The 21,651-nt window shown below is 56.5% G+C and carries 20 protein-coding genes; 16 read left to right on the top strand and 4 right to left on the bottom strand.

Features of this window, described 5'->3' with window-relative positions; all coding sequences use genetic code 11:
- Positions 1-38 precede the first annotated feature (38 nt).
- From KVG95_RS21120 to KVG95_RS21165, 10 genes are all read left to right on the top strand, one after another.
- Entirely contained in the window at positions 39-407 is a 369-nt protein-coding gene (locus tag KVG95_RS21120) for a hypothetical protein (protein WP_217857806.1), read from the top strand.
- A complete protein-coding gene (locus tag KVG95_RS21125; RefSeq protein ID WP_217857807.1) occupies positions 404-2,458 on the top strand; it encodes an EscV/YscV/HrcV family type III secretion system export apparatus protein in 2,055 nt (684 codons plus the stop codon). The genes KVG95_RS21120 and KVG95_RS21125 overlap by 4 nt, the downstream gene beginning before the upstream one ends.
- A 1-nt stretch (position 2,459) precedes the next feature.
- Positions 2,460-3,800, top strand: a complete 1,341-nt coding sequence (locus tag KVG95_RS21130; protein ID WP_217857808.1) for an EscN/YscN/HrcN family type III secretion system ATPase — start codon at positions 2,460-2,462, stop codon at positions 3,798-3,800.
- The gene (locus tag KVG95_RS21135; RefSeq protein ID WP_217857809.1) at positions 3,797-4,162 is read left to right on the top strand and encodes a hypothetical protein; all 366 of its coding nucleotides are present in this window, start codon (positions 3,797-3,799) and stop codon (positions 4,160-4,162) included. Before KVG95_RS21130 ends, KVG95_RS21135 begins: the two co-directional genes overlap by 4 nt.
- 3 nt (positions 4,163-4,165) lie before the next feature.
- Positions 4,166-4,630, top strand: a complete 465-nt coding sequence (locus tag KVG95_RS21140; protein WP_217857810.1) for a hypothetical protein — start codon at positions 4,166-4,168, stop codon at positions 4,628-4,630.
- A complete protein-coding gene (gene sctQ / locus KVG95_RS21145) occupies positions 4,608-5,567 on the top strand; it encodes a type III secretion system cytoplasmic ring protein SctQ (RefSeq protein ID WP_217857811.1) in 960 nt (319 codons plus the stop codon). The genes KVG95_RS21140 and sctQ overlap by 23 nt, the downstream gene beginning before the upstream one ends.
- 81 nt (positions 5,568-5,648) lie before the next feature.
- Positions 5,649-6,299, top strand: a complete 651-nt coding sequence (gene sctR, locus KVG95_RS21150) for a type III secretion system export apparatus subunit SctR (RefSeq protein WP_217857812.1) — start codon at positions 5,649-5,651, stop codon at positions 6,297-6,299.
- A gap of 13 nt (positions 6,300-6,312) precedes the next feature.
- Positions 6,313-6,582, top strand: coding sequence for an EscS/YscS/HrcS family type III secretion system export apparatus protein (locus tag KVG95_RS21155; RefSeq protein ID WP_217857813.1), 270 nt, complete (start codon positions 6,313-6,315; stop codon positions 6,580-6,582).
- Positions 6,583-6,584: 2 nt separating this feature from the next.
- Positions 6,585-7,373, top strand: a complete 789-nt coding sequence (gene sctT, locus KVG95_RS21160) for a type III secretion system export apparatus subunit SctT (RefSeq protein ID WP_217857814.1) — start codon at positions 6,585-6,587, stop codon at positions 7,371-7,373.
- Positions 7,370-8,422, top strand: a complete 1,053-nt coding sequence (locus KVG95_RS21165) for an EscU/YscU/HrcU family type III secretion system export apparatus switch protein (protein WP_217857815.1) — start codon at positions 7,370-7,372, stop codon at positions 8,420-8,422. Before sctT ends, KVG95_RS21165 begins: the two co-directional genes overlap by 4 nt.
- Before the next feature lie 125 nt (positions 8,423-8,547).
- Here the strand turns inward: KVG95_RS21165 and KVG95_RS21170 are convergent, their stop codons facing one another.
- Positions 8,548-9,537, bottom strand: coding sequence for a fimbrial protein (locus tag KVG95_RS21170; RefSeq protein ID WP_217857816.1), 990 nt, complete (start codon positions 9,535-9,537; stop codon positions 8,548-8,550).
- A 507-nt stretch (positions 9,538-10,044) separates the two neighbouring features.
- Here KVG95_RS21170 and KVG95_RS21175 point away from each other — a divergent pair.
- The 6 genes from KVG95_RS21175 (at position 10,045) to KVG95_RS21200 (ending at position 14,471) form a co-directional block, all read left to right on the top strand.
- Positions 10,045-12,090, top strand: a complete 2,046-nt coding sequence (locus KVG95_RS21175) for a patatin-like phospholipase family protein (RefSeq protein WP_217857817.1) — start codon at positions 10,045-10,047, stop codon at positions 12,088-12,090.
- Between the two features lie 6 nt (positions 12,091-12,096).
- Positions 12,097-12,450, top strand: a complete 354-nt coding sequence (locus KVG95_RS21180; RefSeq protein ID WP_217857818.1) for a CesT family type III secretion system chaperone — start codon at positions 12,097-12,099, stop codon at positions 12,448-12,450.
- A gap of 89 nt (positions 12,451-12,539) precedes the next feature.
- Positions 12,540-12,719 (top strand): carbon storage regulator, encoded by a 180-nt coding sequence (locus KVG95_RS30205; protein WP_217857819.1) that lies wholly within the window; start codon positions 12,540-12,542, stop codon positions 12,717-12,719.
- Between the two features lie 130 nt (positions 12,720-12,849).
- Positions 12,850-13,623 carry a hypothetical protein gene (locus KVG95_RS21190; protein WP_217857820.1) on the top strand — a complete coding sequence of 258 codons (774 nt, stop codon included), beginning with the start codon at positions 12,850-12,852 and terminating at the stop codon, positions 13,621-13,623.
- The gene (locus KVG95_RS21195) at positions 13,620-14,261 is read left to right on the top strand and encodes a transposase (protein WP_217857821.1); all 642 of its coding nucleotides are present in this window, start codon (positions 13,620-13,622) and stop codon (positions 14,259-14,261) included. The genes KVG95_RS21190 and KVG95_RS21195 overlap by 4 nt, the downstream gene beginning before the upstream one ends.
- A gap of 36 nt (positions 14,262-14,297) precedes the next feature.
- The gene (locus tag KVG95_RS21200) at positions 14,298-14,471 is read left to right on the top strand and encodes a hypothetical protein (protein WP_217857822.1); all 174 of its coding nucleotides are present in this window, start codon (positions 14,298-14,300) and stop codon (positions 14,469-14,471) included.
- Positions 14,472-14,557: 86 nt separating this feature from the next.
- On the opposite strand, the gene KVG95_RS30210 is transcribed toward KVG95_RS21200, so the two are convergent.
- From KVG95_RS30210 to KVG95_RS21215, 3 genes are all read right to left on the bottom strand, one after another.
- A complete protein-coding gene (locus tag KVG95_RS30210; RefSeq protein ID WP_217857823.1) occupies positions 14,558-17,956 on the bottom strand; it encodes an ATP-binding protein in 3,399 nt (1,132 codons plus the stop codon).
- Positions 17,957-17,980: 24 nt separating this feature from the next.
- Positions 17,981-18,652, bottom strand: a complete 672-nt coding sequence (locus tag KVG95_RS21210) for a response regulator (protein ID WP_217857824.1) — start codon at positions 18,650-18,652, stop codon at positions 17,981-17,983.
- Between the two features lie 316 nt (positions 18,653-18,968).
- The gene (locus tag KVG95_RS21215) at positions 18,969-21,599 is read right to left on the bottom strand and encodes a fimbria/pilus outer membrane usher protein (RefSeq protein WP_217857825.1); all 2,631 of its coding nucleotides are present in this window, start codon (positions 21,597-21,599) and stop codon (positions 18,969-18,971) included.
- Positions 21,600-21,651 lie beyond the last annotated feature (52 nt).

A 21,651-nucleotide genomic window follows, 5' to 3' on the forward strand; every position in this document is an offset into this window, starting at 1 on the left:
CCTGAATGATGACGCGCTTAAATAGCACGAGGACGTGGATGGACCTGCAAACGGAACGCCGGCTTGAACAGTTCCTGCGCCTGTCCGACTTTCCTGCCGATCGCATTGAGCCTCGTATGGAGTTTTCGTTCCCGCCCTTTCGGCTGTACATCGAGTACACCAATGGCCGCGTGCTGTTATCGCTGTCCCGCAAAGTCGAAGCCTGTCGCCGCCTTCATACACTGAAAACCCTTCTGGGACGTTGCCAACCGGCTTGCACCCAAGGCGTGCCGCTGCGTGCCTATGCGCTGGGCGATCATCAAGTGCTCAGCTGCGGGCTCGTACCAGGCAGTGACGTCAATCAGTGGATAAGGTGCCTGCAAACGATGCGTCGCCTGCTCGCAACCCATGTCGGAGAAGCCAGATGAAGCCGCTCGGCTCATGGCTCTCGATCGCGGCCGGTCGCCAGGATATCGTGCTGGCAGTGTTGTTGCTGCTCGCCGTGTTCATGATGATCGTTCCGTTACCGACCGGACTCGTCGATCTGCTGATCGCAATCAACCTGACCATTTCGATCGTTCTATTGATGATGGCACTGTACATCCGGGAGCCGCTGGAGTTCTCGACCTTTCCGGCCGTGCTGCTGATCACCACCCTCTTTCGCCTTGCGCTGACCATCAGCACGACCCGCCTGATTCTTCTGCAAGCCGACGCGGGTGAAATCGTCTACACCTTCGGCAGTTTCGCCGTCGGCGGCAGTCTCGGGGTCGGCCTGATCGTCTTCATGATCATCACGGTCGTACAGTTCATCGTCATTACCAAAGGCTCGGAACGTGTCGCCGAAGTCGGTGCACGCTTTTCTCTCGATGCCATGCCGGGCAAGCAGATGAGCATCGACGGCGATATGCGCGCCGGGATCATCGATGCGAACGAAGCCCGTCGTCAGCGTGGCCTCGTACAAAAAGAAAGTCAGCTGTACGGCGCGATGGACGGCGCGATGAAGTTCGTCAAAGGCGATGCAATCGCCGGCATCATCATTATTCTTGTGAACATCCTCGGTGGTACTGCTGTTGGCGTGTTCGTCCACGAAATGAGCGCCAGTACAGCGATGTCGACTTACGCCATCCTGTCCATCGGCGATGGCTTGATCAGCCAGATTCCTGCGCTACTGATCTCGATCACCGCCGGTATTATCGTCACCCGTGTGCCTGGCGAACAACGCAAGAACCTGGCCAGTGACCTGAGCGAACAAATAGCCGGACAACCGCAAGCCTTGAGTCTCGCCGCCGGGGTGTTGCTGGTATTTGCGCTGATACCGGGCTTTCCGGTCATTTACTTCGTCGCGCTCGCCGCCGCTATCTACGGCGGCTCATGGTGGATCAAAAAGCGCCTGCGCCGCAGCGGTGTGCAATCAGGGACAGCGCCGCTTCATTCGCCAGCGGGTTCGGATGCGGGTGATCCACAGAACTCCATGACGCCGGGAGCCATACCATTGATGGTACGGGTTGCCGGTGATCTGGCACGCTCAGGGTCATTCGATGAAGCGTTCGGCCAGCTGCGCCAGACGAAATTCGAACAACTGGGCATCCCCCTGCCCGACATCCATCTACAAACGGACAACACACTTGAAGCCGGCACGTTACAGGTTCTGCTCTATCAGGAACCGGTCCTGACCCTCACGGTGCCAGACCAGTTGTTACTGGCCGATGCGCACTCGACGACACTCGTTCAAGCGCTGCACACCCACAAATTGCCTTTCGGCGGCCAGGTCCTGCAATGGCTCGACCCCGTGCAAGGTGAAGCACTGGCAGCGGTTGGTATCACGCTCTACCGTGACAAAGCACGCATCGTGCATTGTCTGTCACTCGTCATAGACCGCTATGCCGCCGACTTTGTCGGCGTGCAGGAAACGCGTTTTCTCATGGACTCCATGGAGAACAACTACGCCGAGCTGGTCAAGGAAGTACAGCGGCAAATGCCCATCGGGCGGATTGCCGACGTACTGCAACGACTGGTTGGTGAAGGTGTATCAATCCGCGACCTGCGAAGCATTCTCGAGGCGCTGATCGAGTGGGCGCCACGGGAGAAAGACCCGATCATGCTCGCCGAGTACGTACGCGTTGCGTTGCGTCGCCATATCGCCACCCGATACCGCGGCAACCAGCCCTGGATAAGTGGCTGGATGCTCGGTGACCGTATCGAAAACATAGTACGTGAATCGATCCGGCAAACGGCCGCAGGGTCTTACTCGACGCTGGATGCGCAACAGAACCGGGCAATCATCGACGGCATCCGCGAAAGGATCAGCGACGGCGACACACGTCGCGCAGTACTGATGACCGCGATTGATGTACGGCGCTTTGTCCGCAAGATTGTCGAGCGCGAGTACTCGAACCTGCATGTCCTGTCATTCCAGGAACTGGGCGACGAAGTTGAGTTGCGCGTGATCGGTAACATCGACCTGATCGCAGAGGCTTGATATGCGAGCTCCCGATCTTGCCGCAATCCAGGCACTGCTCAATGACCAACCAACCCACACGGCTGCCAGCGCCACGACAACCGAAGTGGGCGAGAGCCTCTATGGACGCATTACCGAAGTCGGTCCAACGCTTCTGCGTGCATCCCTCCCAGGTGTCGGGCTCAGCGAACTGTGCCGACTGGAACCCTCCGGTATCGAAGCGGAAGTAGTTGCCGTCGAGGGTGATTTTGCACTGTTGTCACCGTTCGCCGAACCGCTTGGCGTGACGACCGGCAGCAACGTGCGAGCACTGGGCAGACCACACGAAATTACCCTGGGAGAGTTTCTGCTCGGCACAGTCGTCGATGGCCTGGGCCGCCCGCTCAACGGTTCGGATGCGCCGCAGAACTGCCTGTGGCGCGGCATTGAACGTACCGCACCACCCGCCCTCACCCGGCCGATTATTGATACCCCCCTGCCACTGGGCGTACGGGCTATCGACGGTATTCTGACCTGCGGTGTCGGCCAGCGAATCGGCATTTTCGCTGCTGCGGGCGGTGGAAAAAGCACATTACTGGGGATGATTTGCGATGGCAGCCTGGCCGATGTGATCGTGCTGGCACTGATCGGTGAGCGCGGCCGCGAGGTTCGTGAGTTTCTTGAGCACACGCTGTCCGCCGCCGCGCGTAAACGCACCATCGTGGTTGTCTCGACCTCGGACCGCCCTGCGCTCGAACGGCTGAAGGCTGCTTATACCGCGACCACCATCGCCGAATATTTTCGCGATCAAGGCAAGAACGTGCTGCTGATGATGGACTCACTCACGCGTTTTGCCCGCGCCTCCCGGGAGATCGGCCTGGCCGCCGGAGAGCTGTCCGCGGCAGGCAGTTATCCCCCCAGCTTCTTTGCCCGACTACCGCGCCTGCTTGAACGCGCCGGGCCCGCGGCTATCGGCAGCATCACGGGTATCTACACCGTGCTGGTCGAGGGCGACAACATGAACGAACCAGTGGCAGACGAGGTCCGCTCGATTCTCGATGGCCATATTGTGCTGTCGCGCAAGCTCGCCGAAGCCAATCACTATCCGGCAATCGATATCGGCGCCAGTGTGAGCCGGGTCATGGGGCAGATCGTCAATGCCGAACATCGCAACCTGGCTGGCCGGTTGCGGCGCCTGATGGCCGCCTACAAGGAGATCGAACTGCTGGTCAGAGTCGGAGAATACCAAGAGGGTCAAGACAGCGAAGCTGACGAGGCGCTCGCCCGGCGGCGGGCCATCGACGAGTTCTTGTGCCAGTCGATCACGGAAAAAAACAGTTTCGAAGATACGGTCCAACACCTTTGCCGAACACTGAAAGCATGACGCTGAGCAGATTACTCGCGCTCAAGCTGCGGCGCGAGCAGAGCCAGCGTGCTGCGCTGGCCACACTCGCGCAGCACGAAGCCGAGTTGCTGGAGAACAAGACCCGATTGCTCGATGAGCGTCGCCACCTCTGGGATGAATGGCACAGCTGCAGCGCCACCACACACGTACTGGACCACAGAACTCTGCGTGATCTGAAGATCGAACTCGCCAACTACAGCCAGCATGACCACGCCATCGCCGACCGGCTCGATACCGTGCAGACCGAGTGGCGTCGAATGCAGCTCGAGAAAGCGGAGCGTCAGGCGCTGCTGCGCAAACTGATGGTCGAGCAAGAAAAACTGAAAATGCTTCTGGAGTGAAAGATGACCTACCTCAGGGCTGTACCAGGCGCCATAAGACATTACACAGGCCAACATTCATCGAGCGGGGATGCCGACGACAACCAACAGCGCTATTTCAACAAGCTGTTGCAAAAACCGGTAACCCTGCCTGAGACCGTCACCCGAAACACCTTCGATCCCAGAAACCGGCAACGCTCCCGCCCAGATCTGGCGCCAGTCTTCGCCCCCCAGGTCGCAAAACTCTCGCGACTCGGCCGATTTACCCCCGACACACTCACGCTGCGCCTGACCAACGGCCCATTGGCTGGGCTGGAGATCGAAGCCAGCGCACACGGGTGTCTCCTGTCGCTACGGGTAACGGTCAATGATCTCAACGACTTCGAACGTATCGCCGGACCTCGAGAAATACTCGAAGGCGAACTTGCCGCGCTGTTCAATCGCCCCGTGACACTGGATATCTGCAGTGCAACTGCCAAGACTGAGTGAACCTGCCGGTCAACTGTTGCGCAAGATCGGTGCCGGTCGACGTCTGGAACACGTCGATGGCGCATTGACGATAACCTACAGCGTGGCGGGTGGTGATGGCCTGATTCTGAACGCCGAGGTCCTAGGGCAACCTGTACGCCTGTGGCTTACGCCCGAACACTGGTGCCGCTGGATCAGCCCGATGCTCAGCGTACCGGCCTGGCCAGCAGTGCCCGTCGAGTTGCACGGCGTGCTGGCCGCCTGGACCCTGGCCTCGGCGGGCGCCGGTCTTTACGACAACAACATCGCCTGGCCCACAGACGCCGTCATCGAACCCGGGCATGTCGAAACAGCCCCGCACTGGTGCCTGCGGATCGAACGCGAGGACCGTCGACTCGACGCCTGGATACTCGATGCACCTCTGGCCTGGCTCGATACGCTGGCCGAGGCTTTCACTCCGATTGCAACAACCGACGAACCCGGCATGCGGCGCATCCCCGTTCCGCTCGTGGCCGGCTGGAGCCGTATTGATCAGCAGGCGCTCAAGCGCTTGAGCCCAGGTGATGGGCTACTGCTGCACCACAGCTACCTGGTCGCCGACGGCGAGCTGGGTTTATTCATGAACCGCCCGCTCGCCACCCTGGCAGGTAGCGACACCGGTATTTATGCCCTTAAGGATGTGATGGACGACTTCAACGATTGGCTCGATGTAACCCCTATCGCCCCCGAAGCAGGCTCAGGCCTGCGCCCTGATGTGTTGGTCACCGTGGTTGCTCAGGTTGCCTCGATCGAGGTTCCACTGGATGCGCTGGTCAATCTCAGGGCTGGCGACATCCTGGAGGGACCCGCGCGCACCGAGGACTTCATCCTCTTGAAAGTGGCCGGAAAAACGATTGCCCACGGCCTGCTGCTGAATATCGATGGACGACTGGTGGTGAGGATCGAGCGTTTCGTCTGAAAACTCAGGTTTGTGCCTGATGGGTGGGTTGCGGCGCGAATTCGATAATAGAGGGCAAGACGAGCCTCCCGGAGTTTACAGATGGGCCTGCTGGACCAACCTCTACAACTGATCGCTCTGCTGTCCGCTGTCTCGATTCTGCCGCTTCTGCTCATACTGGGGACGTCATTTCTGAAACTGGCAGTGGTCTTTTCGCTACTGCGCAACGCCCTCGGCATCCAGCAGATCCCGCCTAATATCGCGTTGTACGGCCTGGCGCTGATCCTGACGATGTTCATCATGGCGCCGATCGGCCTGGAAATTCAGGACAACCTGGCGGCCAACCCCATTCAAATCGAATCCAACGACTTCATCCAGCAGGTCGAATCCGGAGTTTTCGCACCGTATCGCGAGTTTCTCGGGCGCAACACCGCACCGGACCAGGCACACTTTTTTTCAAGTATCGGGCATGAAATATGGCCAGAAAAATACCGCGATCGTATCCCTGACAATTCACTTCTGGTGCTGATGCCGGCCTTTACCGTCAGCCAGTTGATTGAAGCCTTCAAGATTGGTCTGTTGCTGTATTTGCCCTTCGTCGCGATCGATCTCATTGTCTCCAACGTGCTGCTGGCGATGGGCATGATGATGGTCTCGCCAATGACGATATCGATGCCGCTCAAGCTGCTGGTTTTCGTATTGATGAACGGCTGGGAAAAGTTGCTTGGCCAGTTGATGCTTTCGTTTACCTGACGGTGATCGTGCAATGAGTGAAGCCCTGATCACCCAACTGGCCATGCAGATGATGTGGCTGGTCCTGCTTCTATCGCTCCCGGTCGTGGTCGTTGCTTCCGTGGTCGGTGTACTGGTCAGCCTGATCCAGGCCTTGACCCAGGTGCAGGATCAAACCGTTCAGTTCCTGATCAAACTGATAGCTGTCGCTATCACGCTCGCGATGACGTTCAACTGGATGGGCGACATCCTGCTCAACTACGCCAATCGATCATTCGACCTGATCAATCAGATGAGAGTCTGAGCGTGGAATCACTCACCCAGTGGCTGCCTGTGCTCGGGCTATGCATGCTGCGCCCGCTGGGTGTCATGCTGATGCTGCCACTGTTCAATCAGGCTACGCTCGGCGGCACACTGGTGCGCAATGCCCTGGTGCTGATGATCGCCCTGCTGCTGATTCCGCTCCACGACACGTGGCCCATGCTACAGGCCGCACGCGAGAACGCCACCGCTTGGCACTACCTGCTGATTATCTGCGCTGAACTGAGCATTGGTTTGCTGATCGGTTTTTGCGCGGCCATTCCATTCTGGGCACTCGACATGGCCGGTTTTCTGATCGATACCCTGCGTGGCGCATCGATGGCCAGCGTGCTCAATCCGCTGCTGGGTCAGCAATCTTCGCTGTTCGGCATTCTGTTTACCCAGGTCTTCAGCCTGCTGTTTCTGGTCACTGGCGGCTTCAACGAACTGATCGCGGCGATCTATCACTCCTACACAACACTGCCTCCGGGAGAGGTCTTTCGTTTTGGGCCTGGCTTTCTCGCGTTTTTGTCACGGGAATGGCAACTGATGTACGAGTTATGCCTGCGTTTTTCAATGCCCGCGATCGTCGCCATTCTCCTGGTCGACATGGCGCTTGGACTGGTCAATCGCTCGGCGCAGCAACTGAATGTGTTTTTCCTGTCGATGCCGATCAAGAGCGCATTCGCCTTGCTGATGCTGGTCATGGGGCTGGGCTTTGCGTTTCAAGCCCCCCTTGAACGCAGTACACACTTCATGCGCTACACGCTAGCGCTTCTGGATCACTTGCGATGAGTGAGAAAACCGAAAAACCCACCGCGAAAAAGCTCCGGGATGCCCGCGCCAAAGGACAGGTCGCCAAAAGCGTTGAAATCACCAGCGGCGTACAACTGGCGGTGATGCTCGGCTACTTTACGTTCGAAGGCGCCCCTCTGCTCGACAGTTTCGAAGCATTACTCGACGCAACGATCAATGCCATCAATCTTGACCTGGCCACGGCGATCGATCAGTTGGGTGGCCTGTTCGCCAGCATCTTTCTGCGCTTTGTGGGCGGTATCGCCGCTCTTGTGATTGTCATGACCATCGTTGCAGTCGTTGCACAGACCGGTCCACTGCTGGCACCCGAGGCAATGAAACCCTCGCTGGAGAAGGTCAATCCGCTCGCGAATGCCAGGCAAATGTTTTCCATGCACAGCCTTTTCGAGTTCGTCAAATCACTCACCAAAGTTGCATTGCTCTCGCTGATTTTTTTCTATCTCATTCGTCAATATGCACCTTCGATCCAGTTCCTGCCCTTGTGTGGAGTTGCTTGTGGCCTGGCGGTCAGCACGCAACTGCTGTACTGGATGTGGGCGGCCCTGATCGGTTTCTACGTGATGTTCGGCATCGCCGATTTCGCGTTTCAGCGTTACAACACCCAACAGCAATTGATGATGTCACTGCAGGATATCAAGCAGGAATTCAAGAACTCCGAAGGCAACCCGGAAATGAAGCAAAAACGCAAAGAAGTTTACCGAGGAGTACAAAGCGGCAGCCTCGCAGCGAATGTTGCAAAGTCCACGGCAGTGGTGCGTAACCCGACTCATATCGCGGTCTGTCTTTACTTCCGGCCGGGTGACCCCCCCTTACCGCAAGTGATCGAAATCGGCCATGATGAAGTCGCATTGCACATTGTCGCGCTGGCCGAGAAAGCCGGTATCCCGGTTGTCGAGAACATCGCTGTCGCCCGCGCACTCGCCGGCCAGACAGAGGTGGGTCGTTACATTCCGGCGGAATTGTTCGAGCCCGTCGCGCATATTCTGCGCATCGCAATGAAACTGGATTATGACAATGAAGAGCAATGAATCCTGCTGAAGGACTGGCGTTGAAATGCTACGGCTATCCAGTTGCATCACCGACCTTTGCGTAAAAGGATCGAGCATGCTCTGTTATTTTCGATCTGAGGTGCAGTGTGGACACTCACCTTGGGTCATTCGTAAGTCATGGTGAAATCTAACGAAGTATTGGCCGAGCCCCCTTTGACGGTGCTACCCGTTTGGTAGTAAGCCGCCTTGAGCGGAATGGAAAAATTGCCGCCGGCTGCTGAATAATCTTTAAATACATGATCAATCCCAAGGGTCAGTGGTGTATTCAGGTTGTTCAGTATCTGTACGCCAACGCCTTTGGCGGTGGAGGCGGCCGACAAGGCCGCCACTGATGGGGGGTTATTGGGATCTGAGAAGTTCGGGACCAGTCGGTATTTGACGGTGTTTATCCCCGCCGGACAGTTGTTAAGTTTGATCACGAATGGCACAGGGGGCAGCGAGGTCCCCACTCCGCGAAAGCCTGAGGTTTTTTGGGTGCCCATGGGGGCCGTCACGTCCGGGGTCGTACAGGTGGGTTGGGTGACTGTGATTTTTTGGGTGAGGTTCATTGTGACCACCGGGTTTAGCGATCCTGCAGCCAAAGTCGCTATATTTCCTGCGGAAACTTCGATGCCCTCCATGATTGGCCCGATTTTAACTAATTCAAAACCGTAAGGAGTGCGAGCGGTATAATCCTGAGCCCCGCGATAGGAAAAACCGTAGGGGCCAATATAGATTGGGCGAAGTCTGGTTTGAGCTATCCATCGAAAGCCGAGTCCGGTTGTCCCAATGGGAGAAATGCCACTTCGCGTAAGATCGGTCGACTGGTTTCCAATAAGATTCTTAATGCCATATCTCTCGCCGCCGGTGCATCTATAAGTTGAGGGTGTGGATGTAGCAAAAGCCGAGGTATAAATTACCGTTCCGTTCCGAGTGTCTCGTGGCACAGAGATACTCGCGGAAGGAGTAATGTTGACGGTTTCGGCTTTGAAGCCGGGATCAAAAGAGCAAGCAGCATTCGCCTCGCCCAGAATAGACAAGAAAAGTAGTGTGCCAAGCGTGATGAATACTAGTCGGTAGGCATTCGATTTGGGGGGGGCGTTTAAAAAAAACATTGCGATATCTCTCTGTATAGACATAGACACGACAGGCTCTTGATCAGAATCGGGCGGTCATGCCTTTTGTGCGCATGGGGTAACCCGTGTTTGCACATACCTGAAGAACTCCGCGGCAGGCATGGGTTTGGCGAAGTAATAGCCTTACGCAAAATCCGCTCCCGATCTTCTAATTCGTTCGAAGTCTGCGACATAAGTGCTTTCAAGTCATTGGGGAGCAGCGATAAGGCATTAAGTTTCGATGTGAAAATAGTGCCTTAATCGCTTATCACAAAGAATTGCCCTTCCTCCTATATTTCTATAGGACCTTGTCCTAATTTGTGATTTGTTGCCGATAAAGGTCGGCAGCTGAAGTCTGTGTGCGGCTGCAGCGGCAGGTAGTGCCTGAGTAAAGCGACCCGCTTGACGTTCTAAATTAATAAGTATTCGTTCAATACCAAAAGAACCTGAAAGGCGACTCCTCTAGCATTTGCTCCACGAAAGAACATGGATTCTTCAGGAGCAGACATGAACGTTCAGTCGCCAATCAGTCCACTTGCCGGTCCGGATCAATCGCTGGAAGTCGCCCATACCCGGAGTCAGCAGCCGACCAGGGCGGTGCTGTTCGCTGACTTGCCAGGGCAGAGTTTGAGCGCGGCGCTGAAAAGTACGGTCGGCATTGCTATCAGCCGGCAGCTTCCCGATATCGGTCATGCCCGTCTGCTAACGCCGCAGCCTCAGGGGCAGGCGCAGGTTCTCGCAGACCAGACAGGGCAGCGCCAGCTCACCCTTCGCCAGTTCGACAATGGCGTTGCACAACTTGAGCTCAGCCGTCCGCCGTTGACCAGCCTGGTACTCAGTGGCGGAGGGGCCAAAGGGGCCGCTTACCCGGGAGCGATCAAGGCACTTGAAGACAAGGGGGCGCTCGCCGGTATTCGCACGCTGTCCGGCTCGTCTGCCGGTGGCATCACAGCCGCCTTGCTGGCGTCAGGTATGGGGGCATCGGCCTTTAAGGCGCTCTCTGACGGAATGGACTTGATCTCGCTGCTGGATAGCGCCAACAAGTCACACAAATTGTTCCAGCAAATCTGCACTGAAATCGGTGCCTTGACTCGGCCCCTTCCTGTGGTTGGCGGATTTACTCAACTGTTACTCAACGTGTTGCCGCGAATCCAGTCCGAAGCCGCTCCGCTGGAAAAAGTCCTGCGGGAGGAGTCGAGCAAATCCGTGCTCAATCAGATTGCGGCTAACCCGGCCGTCGGGCGTGAGCCCGCTGTCGCTGCCATCGCGCAAAAACTCGAGAAGGGAGGGCCGGTGACTTTTGGCGACCTGGACGTGCTCAGCCAGCGCATCCCTCAGATCAAGTCTCTGAATATCACCGGTACGGCGATGTTCGAGGGACGACCACAGATGGTGGTGTTCAATGCGAGCTTGACGCCAGACATGAGCATCGCCCGTGCCGCGCACATTTCGGGCTCCTTTCCCGGGGTGTTCCAGCAGGTCGGTGAGCAGGCTCAGCCCTTTCAGGCGCAAGGCGAGCGCACGTTTTTCCAGGACGGTGGCGTCATGTTGAATGTGCCGGTGCCCGAGATGTTCGATCGACCATTTTCGAACAGTCCTTTGCGCCAATCCGACAACCTGATACTCAAGTTTGAAGAGGCGCAGACCGCTGTCAGTGATCGCGGCACAAAAATCCAGGCAGCTGTGGATTGGGTGGTGGGGGCACCCGTTGCCGCGCGCGGAGCATTGCAGCAAGAAGCACTGGAGGCATTTACCGATCAGACGGTTGTGGTGCCGCTGAAGACGGAGAAAGGAGACTTCAGTACCACGCTCGGCGGAACCCTGAACTTCAGCATGCCGGATGACATCAAAAACCACCTGCAGGAGCGTCTGCAACAAGCAGTCGATGCTCATCTTGAAAGCCGCGCTCAGGCTCGCGAACAGTACAACTTTGCTTCTGTGGAAGAAGCGTTGATGGCGCTGGATGACGAGATGCTTGAAAGCGTCGCAGTTCAGCATCCAGGGGGCACGGATGCAGTGATCGAGTTTCGCTTGGCGGCCCGCGAAGGCCTCTCGCAACTGATGGCGGCCATCGTCTCGGGTAACGAAGCCGCGGGACGACTGCAATTGACGGGCGAGATGCGCGACGCTCTCGCCCGGCTGGATGCGCTGGCTTGCACCCCGATTCGCCAGGAGTGGCTGGTCAGGGAACTCAATCGTGCTGACAACGCAAACCACCAGCAGTTGTTGGGGGCGATGCGTGGTCAAGCTGTCGAGTCGCCGGTGTTAAAGGATGCCGTCACCGAGATGCAAAAACGCGATATCACTGTGATTGCCGAGAACATACGTAAAGAAGTCATCGTCCCATCCTTGTATCGCCCCGGACAGCCTGATTCCAACGTGGCATTACTGCGGCGCGCGGAACATAACCTGGCACGGGCCACCACGTCGGTCCAGGTCAATCAGGTGCTGGACGATATCATCGACAATTATGCGGCGCGCAATAAACCCTGGGGCAAGCCCTTGCACTCCACAACCATTGAAATGGCACAGGCCTGGCGAGTAGCGGAGTAAAGACTGATGACGATGCAAAAATGGTTGGAGCAGTGGAACCTGACGTTGCCTTCTTCGTCTGTTGAGGCCTGTCGGTTGCAGGTGGCGGACGGTCCTGAATTGGTTTTGGAGAAGATGCAAGGTGGATGGTTGATGGCGATGCGCTTGGGCGCTTTATCGCACCCCTTGCCGCAGGGTGTTTTGTTGCAGCTTCTTCAAGTCAACAGTCCGTTCTCGCCTCTCTATCCCGTGCGATTGACCGCTGATGGGACGGGTGAACTGGTGCTTTGGGTGGAGGCACAGGAAGGGCAGGTAGACGTGCCTGCGTTGAATGAGTGGTACGGCAAGCTTTGCCAGGGATATGCCGTTATCAGTCCTTAGTCTGCGTTCTATTCATGCTGCCAGCCTGGTACAGCTTTTCAGGCCTCCTAACGGATGGGGGGCATTACAAAAAACCAATGGAGCGACCCATGTTAGTGCTTACTTGCGATCTCAATAAAGCCATACGTCTCAATGATGATATTAGGATCACGGTGCAGTCCATAGATCGAGGAGAGGTAAAGCTTCAAATATCGACTCCACGCTCGGTGCCCATATTTCGTCGCGAAATCTATCTGAAAATCAAAGAAGGCACTAATCGAAAACGCTGAGAGTTCGACACTCCAGACCACGCGCTTGGATCTTCAGCGGGGCGTCGCGGGTCGTTCGCGCTCGCGACGCAAGCCCAGCGAGACCGCTGACAGTGTTTAATTAAAGAAATAACAATGGTTGGGTGTGGTCATGATTGCTGAGCTTATTTCGAAAGAAACCGCTCCTGAACAAATAATAGCGATTATTAAAAGCCTGAATATGACGATGGAGGTCGAAAAACTCATTGACAGGTTGCATGATCAAAAAGAACTGACCGATGCCAATTCGCGTCGAGCCGCGATCCTGGATATTGTCAATCCGCACACGCATACACTGACACTGCACTGCTCGGCTTTCGGCAACATCAGTCTCAAGGCCCCCCACGCTTCGAAGTCCTCGGCGCTGTACTCAGTGCCCGGGTACAGTATTCTCTTTGCCATTAATCATCAATCTTTTCCGCTTCAGCGCTATCGCCTCACAGAAGAGCAGTTAACGATCAACGATAGCGTAACCATCAGTGAGGGCAATCCCGTGCTGATTGATGGTCGCCACACTCTATTCGACTGTCACTCGGCAGGTAACAGCCATCAAGTATTTATCGGCAGTATCAACCTGCCTGACCGAAGTGCCGACATCAGCGTGTTTGACCGTGAGTCGTTACGAAAAATCGCCTGGTTCCCCCATGACGACAGTGCCGCACACTATCTCGTCAGCCTTGAATTGCTTGAGGCGGCGCAGGATCCAGGGGCCGGCAAAGTGGCCGCAGAGTTGATCTATCACTATCACCCGGCTGTCGCCTGGCGGGCGTTTCAGGTGATCTATCAGCAGGATCGGCAGACCGCGTTACAGCGTGTACCACTGCTGCGCCAATTGAAAAACCCTCGTCTGGATCATTTGCTGGATCAATACAGTGAGGACGCATGAAACTCAGCACATTCATTGAACGCATGGCCGGTTATGACTTGCAGCAGGACACATCACACATCATTGATGATTTAAAACAACTGGCGACCAACCGTACCTTGCTGAGTGACCATCTTTACAGCACTATCCAAAAAGACGGGTTCAGTACTCGTAACAGTATTTATGGCTCTTATGGGTTCGTATTGCATTATGATGACTTATTTACAGTGCGACTGGGTTTTTGGTCGCCCATTATTTCACAGGATGAAAGCGGAACGTTCATTTATGAGTTGAACCACACTCATGACTTTGAAATCTATGCCGTGGGTTACAGCGGTGACGGCTATACAACCATCATGCGATCAATCCTTGATCATGCACCGTTGCGAGCCGGTATAAAACCTTCACTGGGTGAGGCGCGCACCTTAAAACTTGCGCCGGGCCATATTTTGCACATGGCGCCACTGTATGAGGTACACAAGCAACTTCCACCCGAAACGTTGTCCGCTTCGCTGAGTTTGATCATCCATCCTCGGCAGGCGACAAAACCCGAAGAAGCCTGGTGCTTCGACGATAACTATGTGCCGACTTATCCCGGCATTGCCACGCAGGAAGCCGCGCTCCTTGAGCATACGTTCTCCCTGCTCCAACGTGGGTAGCCATGGCTACCCGATCAGTCAGAAAGAGAAGTTTTCATGAGTAAGCCAATGATTAACTGGACCGAAACCCCACTGCTTCGCGCCGGCACCAACGTGATGAACACACCGGTCAAAACCACCATGGCAATGAGGTGTAGGCGAACCCTCCGTTTCAACGTGGGCAACATCCACGCGATCAAGGAAATCAGGAATGCGCTACAAAAAGGTTAAGGCCGTTCCTGTTTAGCGCATCATCGGGCGGCAGATCGGCAAGATCTGTCGCCTTGTCCACACTGGCATTACAGGCCGGTTGGGTGTTACAAAGCAGCGGCTTTTCGGTAGCTGCTTACCCGCTCCAGCAGCCTCTCCATCAACGCATCGATTGCCGCCTGAGCATGATGGATGCCTTGCAACTCGACTTGCCGCCGCAGCCGTTCACAAGCTTCAGCTATCGACTTTTCGCCCAGAGCCAGCAACGCGCCCTTGAGGCGGTGGAGACGGCCAAGAAAGCGCTTGCTGTCGTTAGCCTCCAGCGCCTCACGCAACGCCAGTTCATCACCCTCCCAGCCTGCCAAAAACAACACGTGCATCTCTGTCAGCGCCAAAGTGGCCGGCAAGTCGACAAATGTTTTTTCCAAAGGCGACCTCACGGCCCCCAGCACCTGATCAAGGGCTGCATTCAATCGGTCCATGGTGATCGGTTTGTGCAACACCTCGGCAAATCCTGAAGTTTTGCTTTGTATATTCCCACCGGTTTCCGCGGTACTAACGATCACGGGTGTCGCGATTCCCTTGGCGCGTATCGCCTTGAGGAAGGTTTCCCCATCCATGACCGGCATGCCGAGGTCGGTCACGACAATGTCATAGGTGTTCGCCAGGCAGCGCTCCAATGCCTCCTTGCCGTCCCCCACGCTGTCGACATGGTTATAGCCGAGCGCGGCAAGCTGATGCTCGAGTAATGTTCTATTGAGCGGATCATCCTCGGCAATCAACACCCGGGTATCACGATGAACCACCGAACGCTGGGGACTGGTCGTTGCCTGTTCGAGCACTTCATCGTGATTGCCGCAAGCAGCCAGGGCCAATTTGAACATCGACGCCGAGAATGACGTCACGCACAGGTCCTCGTCCCGACGCTCAGGATAGAGCGGCCCATCGCCTGTCAGAATCACGGTATCAAGATATGAAGACTGAACATCATGCCACTGACTCGGCAGAGACGGCCCCAAGGTCGCAAAGACAATGATTGCTCGCTCATTGCCAGCAGCGAACGCCTTCATCGACTCGGCCTCGATGACCTTCGCCTCGGGAAACCAACGCTTGACCTGAGCCACCAGGGTCTTTTGCCAGAGTGGAGCGTCGCAAACAATCACCACCGCGCTGAAATCATACCTGTCCCGCGCCAGGGGGAACTCATCGGTCGGGCTGTCATGCTTCAACGGCACATTGACCGTAAAGAGGGAGCCCTCACCCTCCTCGCTATCGACGGTGATATGGCCGCCCATCAACGTTATGATTCGGCTGCACAACGTCAGCCCCAGCCCGGTGCCGCCGAAACGGCTAACAATCGATCGGTCCGCTTGTACAAAAGGCTCAAACACTTTTTCGAGCCGCGCTTGCGAAATGCCGATACCGGTATCACTCACCGAAATGCGCACCCAGCAGCAGCCGTCCCGGGTTTCACCGGGCATTGCCCTGAGGGTTATGGAACCGTTTTGAGTGAATTTTCGGGCATTGCTCAGCAGGTTCATCAGCGCCTGGGCAAGCCGATGGCCGTCCCCGCTCCAGGAGCCGGCGAGACGCGGATCGACAAGGCAGAGGAAACGCAACTTCTTGTCCAGAATGACCGGCGCAAAGGTCTGCGCACAACGTTCGATCAACTCATTGAGACGAAACGGCTCGATGTGCAGTTGCAGCTCAAGAGCTTCCATCTTCGATAAGTCGAGGATGTCATTGATCAGTGCCAGCAACGCATCGAATGCTCGGCGTATGATCGAAACCCGTTCTTTTTGTCGAGCGGTGAGTTGCTCCATGACCAGCAACTCAAGATTGCCCAACGCACCATGCAACGGCGTGCGAATTTCGTGGCTCATCGTGGCCAGGAACATGGACTTGGCCTGGTTGGCTTGATCCGCCGCCTCCCGCGCTCGTTGCAACAACCGCAAAGTGGTTTTCTGATCACTGATATCGGTCAACCCGAATAACACCACTTCACGCTGCCGGTAACGAGCCAGGGAAAAAGCGACGGAAATTTCCCGGCGTTGGCCATGTGTAGTCATCACCGAGATTTCGGCGCTGCGCACTTCGTTTGCCCCCAACGGGGCGTCAGGGTGAGTCCACGAGCTGCCCGTCAGCAATCGGCGGTAGAAACCCTCGTCTTCGGGTGATGACGCGAGCAACCTTTGGGTAGCGTCGTTCTGCATGACTACCGTGTCGCTGAGCGGATCGTAAACCGTCAGCCCGACGGGTGCTGTCGTCAATACCGCACGGTTGAACGCTTCGCTCTCGTATACCAGGCGTGATTGGGTCCGTAACGGTGCGAGCACCTGGCGATCGAGCAGCACGATGAAAATCCACAGGACCCCGAGCACTGAAAAGGTCAAGAGGAAAACCAGGATCAGCTGGCCCCGCAGTGCCGACAACACCGTGTACCAATCGAAAGCGTAGACGGCAATCCAGTCAGGGCCCGGGATCAGTTGCGACAGGAAAAACATGCCGCCATTGTGAACGATCTCCGGTTGCTGCCCTGTATGCTCCAGAGTAGCCGGAGAGCCGAGTATGAATTTCATCCACCTGCGTTCACGCGGGCTGGACTCATCAAGCCCGTACAGATGTTGGCGATCACGGGATACGATGAAGAACCCGGGCTCGTGGCTAGAGTTCTGAAACAACAGAGAAAACTTGCTGAAAGGGACGGCGACCACCATCACCGCAATGCGCCGGTCATTGTGATAGACCGGAACGGCGTAGTGGCTGACCAGTTCGCCGGTCACCGGCGAGTGATAAAGCGGTACCCATACCACTCGCTGCTGACGCAGCACTTCAGGGGGGATCCTGGTCATCGCCGTTTCGACTCTGTCGATGTAGCTATCGACAAAATGGCGGACGCCTTCGGCGCGGACTTTGTCCAGTTGCTCTGTGGGCAATGGTGGCCATGTCGCTAATAACCGGCGATCGACAGAGTAGATGAAGCCACCCAGGTAATAGCCGATGTCACGCTGACTCAGCAAGGGCACTGGTGATATCTCGCGAGTCAGACGCAGAAAAATCGCCAACCGGGCATTGCTCTCAGCCGGCTCAAGTGAAGAAAACACCGCAATGGGGGTCGCCGTCACGTCAGGGCCTGTGATGACGACGCCCTGGTTTTGCTCCAGGCGCTGGCGATAACGTTCAACGGGGGCCTGTTCTTGATCGAGCAGGCCCCACAACATCTCGTAGGCTTCGACCGTTTGCTTCAAGCGCACCTGATAGCGATCGAGGTTGGCCTTGATCAAATCGCGCTGAACCTGGAACACGTGTTTGCGTTCATCGAGAAACTGCTCGATCAGCATCGTCGCCCCCACTGTCGATGTCGCCAGCACCGCGACGCTGAGCACAATCGCGCCACCGATCAACAGGCCGCGATAGTAGCGTCCAGGCAGATCGGGGATTGACTGGATTCTATGCTGAAGGCGCTCACGCAGCAGACGTAGAGGGTTTAACCGGGAGAGTTTCACTCAGGGCGACCTCAGTTGCTGCATTCAGAACAGTTGATTGAACGCATTGACCAGTTCGACATCATTCTCGGCCCCCAATTTGAGCATGGCTTTTTTCTTCTGGGTGCTGATGGTCTTGACGCTACGATCGGTCTGTTGGGCGATATCCGTCACAGACATGCCTCTGGCAAACATCCGAACGACTTCAAGCTCGCGGGCCGTCAGTTGAGTCGTCGATAGGGTCGAGGTCGGTAGATTGTTCGACATCATGTGCTGAACCAGCATTTTCGACGTGTCGGGGTCGAGGTACTTCTCCCCTTGCAGGACACGCGCGATGACCGCCGGCAAGGCGGAAAAATCGCCGCTGGACTTGCTCAGAAAACCGTCAATGCCAATCCGGATGGCTCGCTGTACGATCACCAGATCATCATGAGCTGTCAGCAACATAATCTTTATATCCGGATAGAGCCGACGTATACGCTCAAGCAATAGCAGGCCATCGGGCTCCTCGTCATCTTCAAAGGAATAATCACAGATCAACAGATCGCAAGACACTTGGGCCAGTGACTCGAACAGCCCGGAAATGGCCGTAGCGGTCGCAACCAGATGAAAATCCTTGACTTCATCGAGCATCTTGCTGATACCCAGAACGACCACTGGATGATCGTCAGCCACAATAATATTGGTTCTCGGCAAGTGCCATTGACTTGAGGGCATACATGGGTCCCGGGTCCGTCTGAATCCAACCCGCTCTAAAGACTAGCGGGTTGGATTGGGAAGTTGTTAAAGCGCAGGCCATTGCTGACTTTTAGAAAAAAAGCGAGCCTCACGCTATCTCGCTGAGCAGGTGTTTTCAAGTTAAACCGGGGATAGTTGCCTCATTATTGAATGTACATGGGCAGCAGACTTCTAAAGCACGCGGCATTGCTAGACTAAAAGTTTAAACCTGGCGCCGCTTATTAGTTGTGCTGGTCAAGTGTCTCTACGCTCAGAATCCCTGATCGACTAAACGAGTCTTTCCGATGGTTTTCTCTCAATGCGTTGACACGATCCGGGTCGCCTCGCCGGTCGGAGTGCAGGGCGCGCTGAAGCGCTCGAACTGAGTCCGCCTGGTACCTTTTGCCTGCGGCTCAAGCGCATAGGCGATCTGACATTGCTGGGCGGCAGACTCACCCCATTTGATCATCAGCGTACCCTTGTCATCCAGACCGCGAGCCAGCACGCGACCGCCCTGCCCTACGACCCCCATAGCGCTACCGGCGCCGCTGGTCACTTCACTGCCAAACGGAATGCTCACACCATCCGGCAACTCCAGATCGATGATTGCTGCGCGCCCTGTGACGGTTTCAAACTTCGCCATGACCACGGCGCCAGCGCGTGGAACAACCTCTTCACTGGTCGACTTCAACTCGACATCGGTCGACATATTGCGCGGATCGATATCGACGGTGTTACGGCGATACGGGGTCAGGTACGGCACGATGGCATAACCTTTGTCATCTACCTTCACACCCGGTTGCGACGGAATCGATGCACCCGCAGCATCAGGCGCTTCAATGATCCCGAAGGTGTCGCTGACTTGCTGCCCGAAGGTCACGCCACCCGGGTGTGCCACCACCGAGCCGGTTGCGCCCCAGGACGCCTGGCGATAGCCGGCCCCGGAACCGAGCGAGCCATTGAGTGTGCCGTAAGTGCCCTGATAGCTACCGTAGGAGTTGATCGACTGGTCATTGTTCTCGGCCTTGGCAACGCTCGCCCCCCAGTTGTATTCATTGTTCTGCCCCGATGTACCGTTCAGTGCGGTGCGAGTGCTGTTGCCGCCCTTGGCGAAACTGACACTTGAGCTCGCGCTGACACGACCGCCCAGTGGAATCGACACCGTCGCGTAGAGCTGGTTGGAATTGACACCGGTTGCATCCGACGAGCGCATCGCCGCGACCGAATAGTTGAAATAACGAGTACTGCTGGTAAAGCCAAGCTGGTACTGGGTACTGGAGCCAGACCTGTTCCAGTAATTCTGCGTGCTCCCGGTGAGATACATCGAGCCAACGCTGCCCAATGACTGGTTCAGAGTGACCTGCATGGAGCTGCGCTGACGCTGTGGCAGCACCCAACTGCGTTGGTTGAACGGGCGGCGGACTCGACCGCTTGAGGCGTCATCGAAATCAATCCGGGCGTTATCATCCTGACGGTCGGTTTTCATCACGGCCATCGCATCCTGCAGGTTGTAAAAGCCGCTGGTGGAATAGCGATACGCCGCCACCGAGACCGAACTGCCCGTCTCCGGCATCGACTTGCTATACGACAATCGCACACTTTGCCCGGTCGAGGTTCCACCAGGTGTATCCCCGCCTGTGGGGACCTTGGTGGAGGCATGCGTCACGTCCAGGCCGAAGGCACCGATCGGTGTATTCATTGCCGTACCCAGCAGCGGTGAAAAGTAGCCTTCGGCGGCCAATACGCCGGTATACCCGGTGAACAGGTTGGTCAAACCGCGCTCATAGGTCAGCTGGCCAACCATGCGATGATCGTTATTATCATCGGAGCCGTTACGATATTGCCCCAGTGCCGCGCCATAGCGTTGGGCACCAAGACGCAGCATGCGCACCACGGAGGAATACGGAACGGAAAAAGTACGGATCCGGCCGTCAGCCTCGGTCACGGTGACCTCCAGGTCGCCGCCGTAACCGGACGGGTAAAGGTCATTGATTTCAAAAGGCCCCGGTGCCACGGTCGTTTCGTACACGGTATAGCCGCCCTGGCGGATGGTCACTTTCGCATTGGTGTTGGCCAGGCCACGCACCACCGGCGCATAACCGCTCAACGAATCCGGCAACATGCGTTCGTCACTGGCCAACTGCACGCCGCGCAAGGCAAACGTGTCGAACAGGTTACCGCTGGTGGAGGAGTCGCCCAGGGTCAACTGCGAGCTCAGCGCCTGCACATCGCGCTGGGCATAAAGTGCCCGGCTATGCCAGTTGCGGTTCACGTCGTTCCAGTCCAGTGAAGAATCGGAACGAAAACGCCAGGCCCCCAGGTTCACCCCACTGTTCAAACCGAGAAAGTTCTGTGTGCCGCCTTGCTGAGCGGAGCTGTAGAAACTGCTGTAATTGTAGTTGAGCATCCCGGCAGTCACGCCTTGATCCCACTGCGACGGGTCAACATAACCTTGCACGCTGCGGCGCAGGTTCAATTGCGGCACGCTCAGATCCAGGCGCTGTTCGCCACTGTCAAAGTGTACGGAGGCGGAAGGGATACTGGCTTGCAGGTCGACACACGCCTGACGACTCTTCAGGTCGACACCTGGCAACTTGAGCAGGTCAACCCCCAGACGATCAAGCAGCGCGACGCTCAGACACGGCTCTGCACTTCGTTTGCCGGGCTTGACGCTGAAAACAACCTCTTCGCGACCGACCGGAATCTCGTTAAGAACGATGTCGACCAGGTAGGTACCAGGCAACACCAAGTTGCCATGGCTGAACTTGCTCAGGTCGGCAGCACCCGCCCCGCCTTGAAGAAACGAGGAGTCGAACTCGTACTCATCCTCAGCATACGCGCCTTGAGCAGTCACCAGACACAGGACGACCAGAACGGACGCTGAAACCAGACCGATGCTCTTGCCTGCATTGCGTCGAGCATTAAATGAGAGAGAATTAGTCTGCATGGGAACTCGTTTCAAAAGACAAAAGGGGTCCGACTCGCCGCTGCAAAACAGC

The sequence above is a fragment of the Pseudomonas farris genome, assembly GCF_019145235.1.
Lineage (GTDB): Bacteria > Pseudomonadota > Gammaproteobacteria > Pseudomonadales > Pseudomonadaceae > Aquipseudomonas > Aquipseudomonas farris.

Coding starts and splice junctions, on each gene's coding strand:
- KVG95_RS21175 (WP_217857817.1), top strand. CDS start 10,045: ATGAACGTTCAGTCGCCAATCAGTCCACTTGCCGGTCCGGATCAATCG.
- KVG95_RS21135 (WP_217857809.1), top strand. CDS start 3,797: ATGACGCTGAGCAGATTACTCGCGCTCAAGCTGCGGCGCGAGCAGAGC.
- KVG95_RS21215 (WP_217857825.1), bottom strand. CDS start 21,599: ATGCAGACTAATTCTCTCTCATTTAATGCTCGACGCAATGCAGGCAAG.
- KVG95_RS21165 (WP_217857815.1), top strand. CDS start 7,370: ATGAGTGAGAAAACCGAAAAACCCACCGCGAAAAAGCTCCGGGATGCC.
- KVG95_RS21200 (WP_217857822.1), top strand. CDS start 14,298: ATGAGTAAGCCAATGATTAACTGGACCGAAACCCCACTGCTTCGCGCC.
- KVG95_RS30205 (WP_217857819.1), top strand. CDS start 12,540: ATGTTAGTGCTTACTTGCGATCTCAATAAAGCCATACGTCTCAATGAT.
- KVG95_RS21210 (WP_217857824.1), bottom strand. CDS start 18,652: ATGCCCTCAAGTCAATGGCACTTGCCGAGAACCAATATTATTGTGGCT.
- KVG95_RS21155 (WP_217857813.1), top strand. CDS start 6,313: ATGAGTGAAGCCCTGATCACCCAACTGGCCATGCAGATGATGTGGCTG.
- KVG95_RS21130 (WP_217857808.1), top strand. CDS start 2,460: ATGCGAGCTCCCGATCTTGCCGCAATCCAGGCACTGCTCAATGACCAA.
- KVG95_RS21190 (WP_217857820.1), top strand. CDS start 12,850: ATGATTGCTGAGCTTATTTCGAAAGAAACCGCTCCTGAACAAATAATA.
- KVG95_RS21170 (WP_217857816.1), bottom strand. CDS start 9,537: ATGTTTTTTTTAAACGCCCCCCCCAAATCGAATGCCTACCGACTAGTA.
- KVG95_RS21125 (WP_217857807.1), top strand. CDS start 404: ATGAAGCCGCTCGGCTCATGGCTCTCGATCGCGGCCGGTCGCCAGGAT.
- KVG95_RS21195 (WP_217857821.1), top strand. CDS start 13,620: ATGAAACTCAGCACATTCATTGAACGCATGGCCGGTTATGACTTGCAG.
- KVG95_RS21140 (WP_217857810.1), top strand. CDS start 4,166: ATGACCTACCTCAGGGCTGTACCAGGCGCCATAAGACATTACACAGGC.
- sctR (WP_217857812.1), top strand. CDS start 5,649: ATGGGCCTGCTGGACCAACCTCTACAACTGATCGCTCTGCTGTCCGCT.
- KVG95_RS21180 (WP_217857818.1), top strand. CDS start 12,097: ATGACGATGCAAAAATGGTTGGAGCAGTGGAACCTGACGTTGCCTTCT.
- KVG95_RS21120 (WP_217857806.1), top strand. CDS start 39: ATGGACCTGCAAACGGAACGCCGGCTTGAACAGTTCCTGCGCCTGTCC.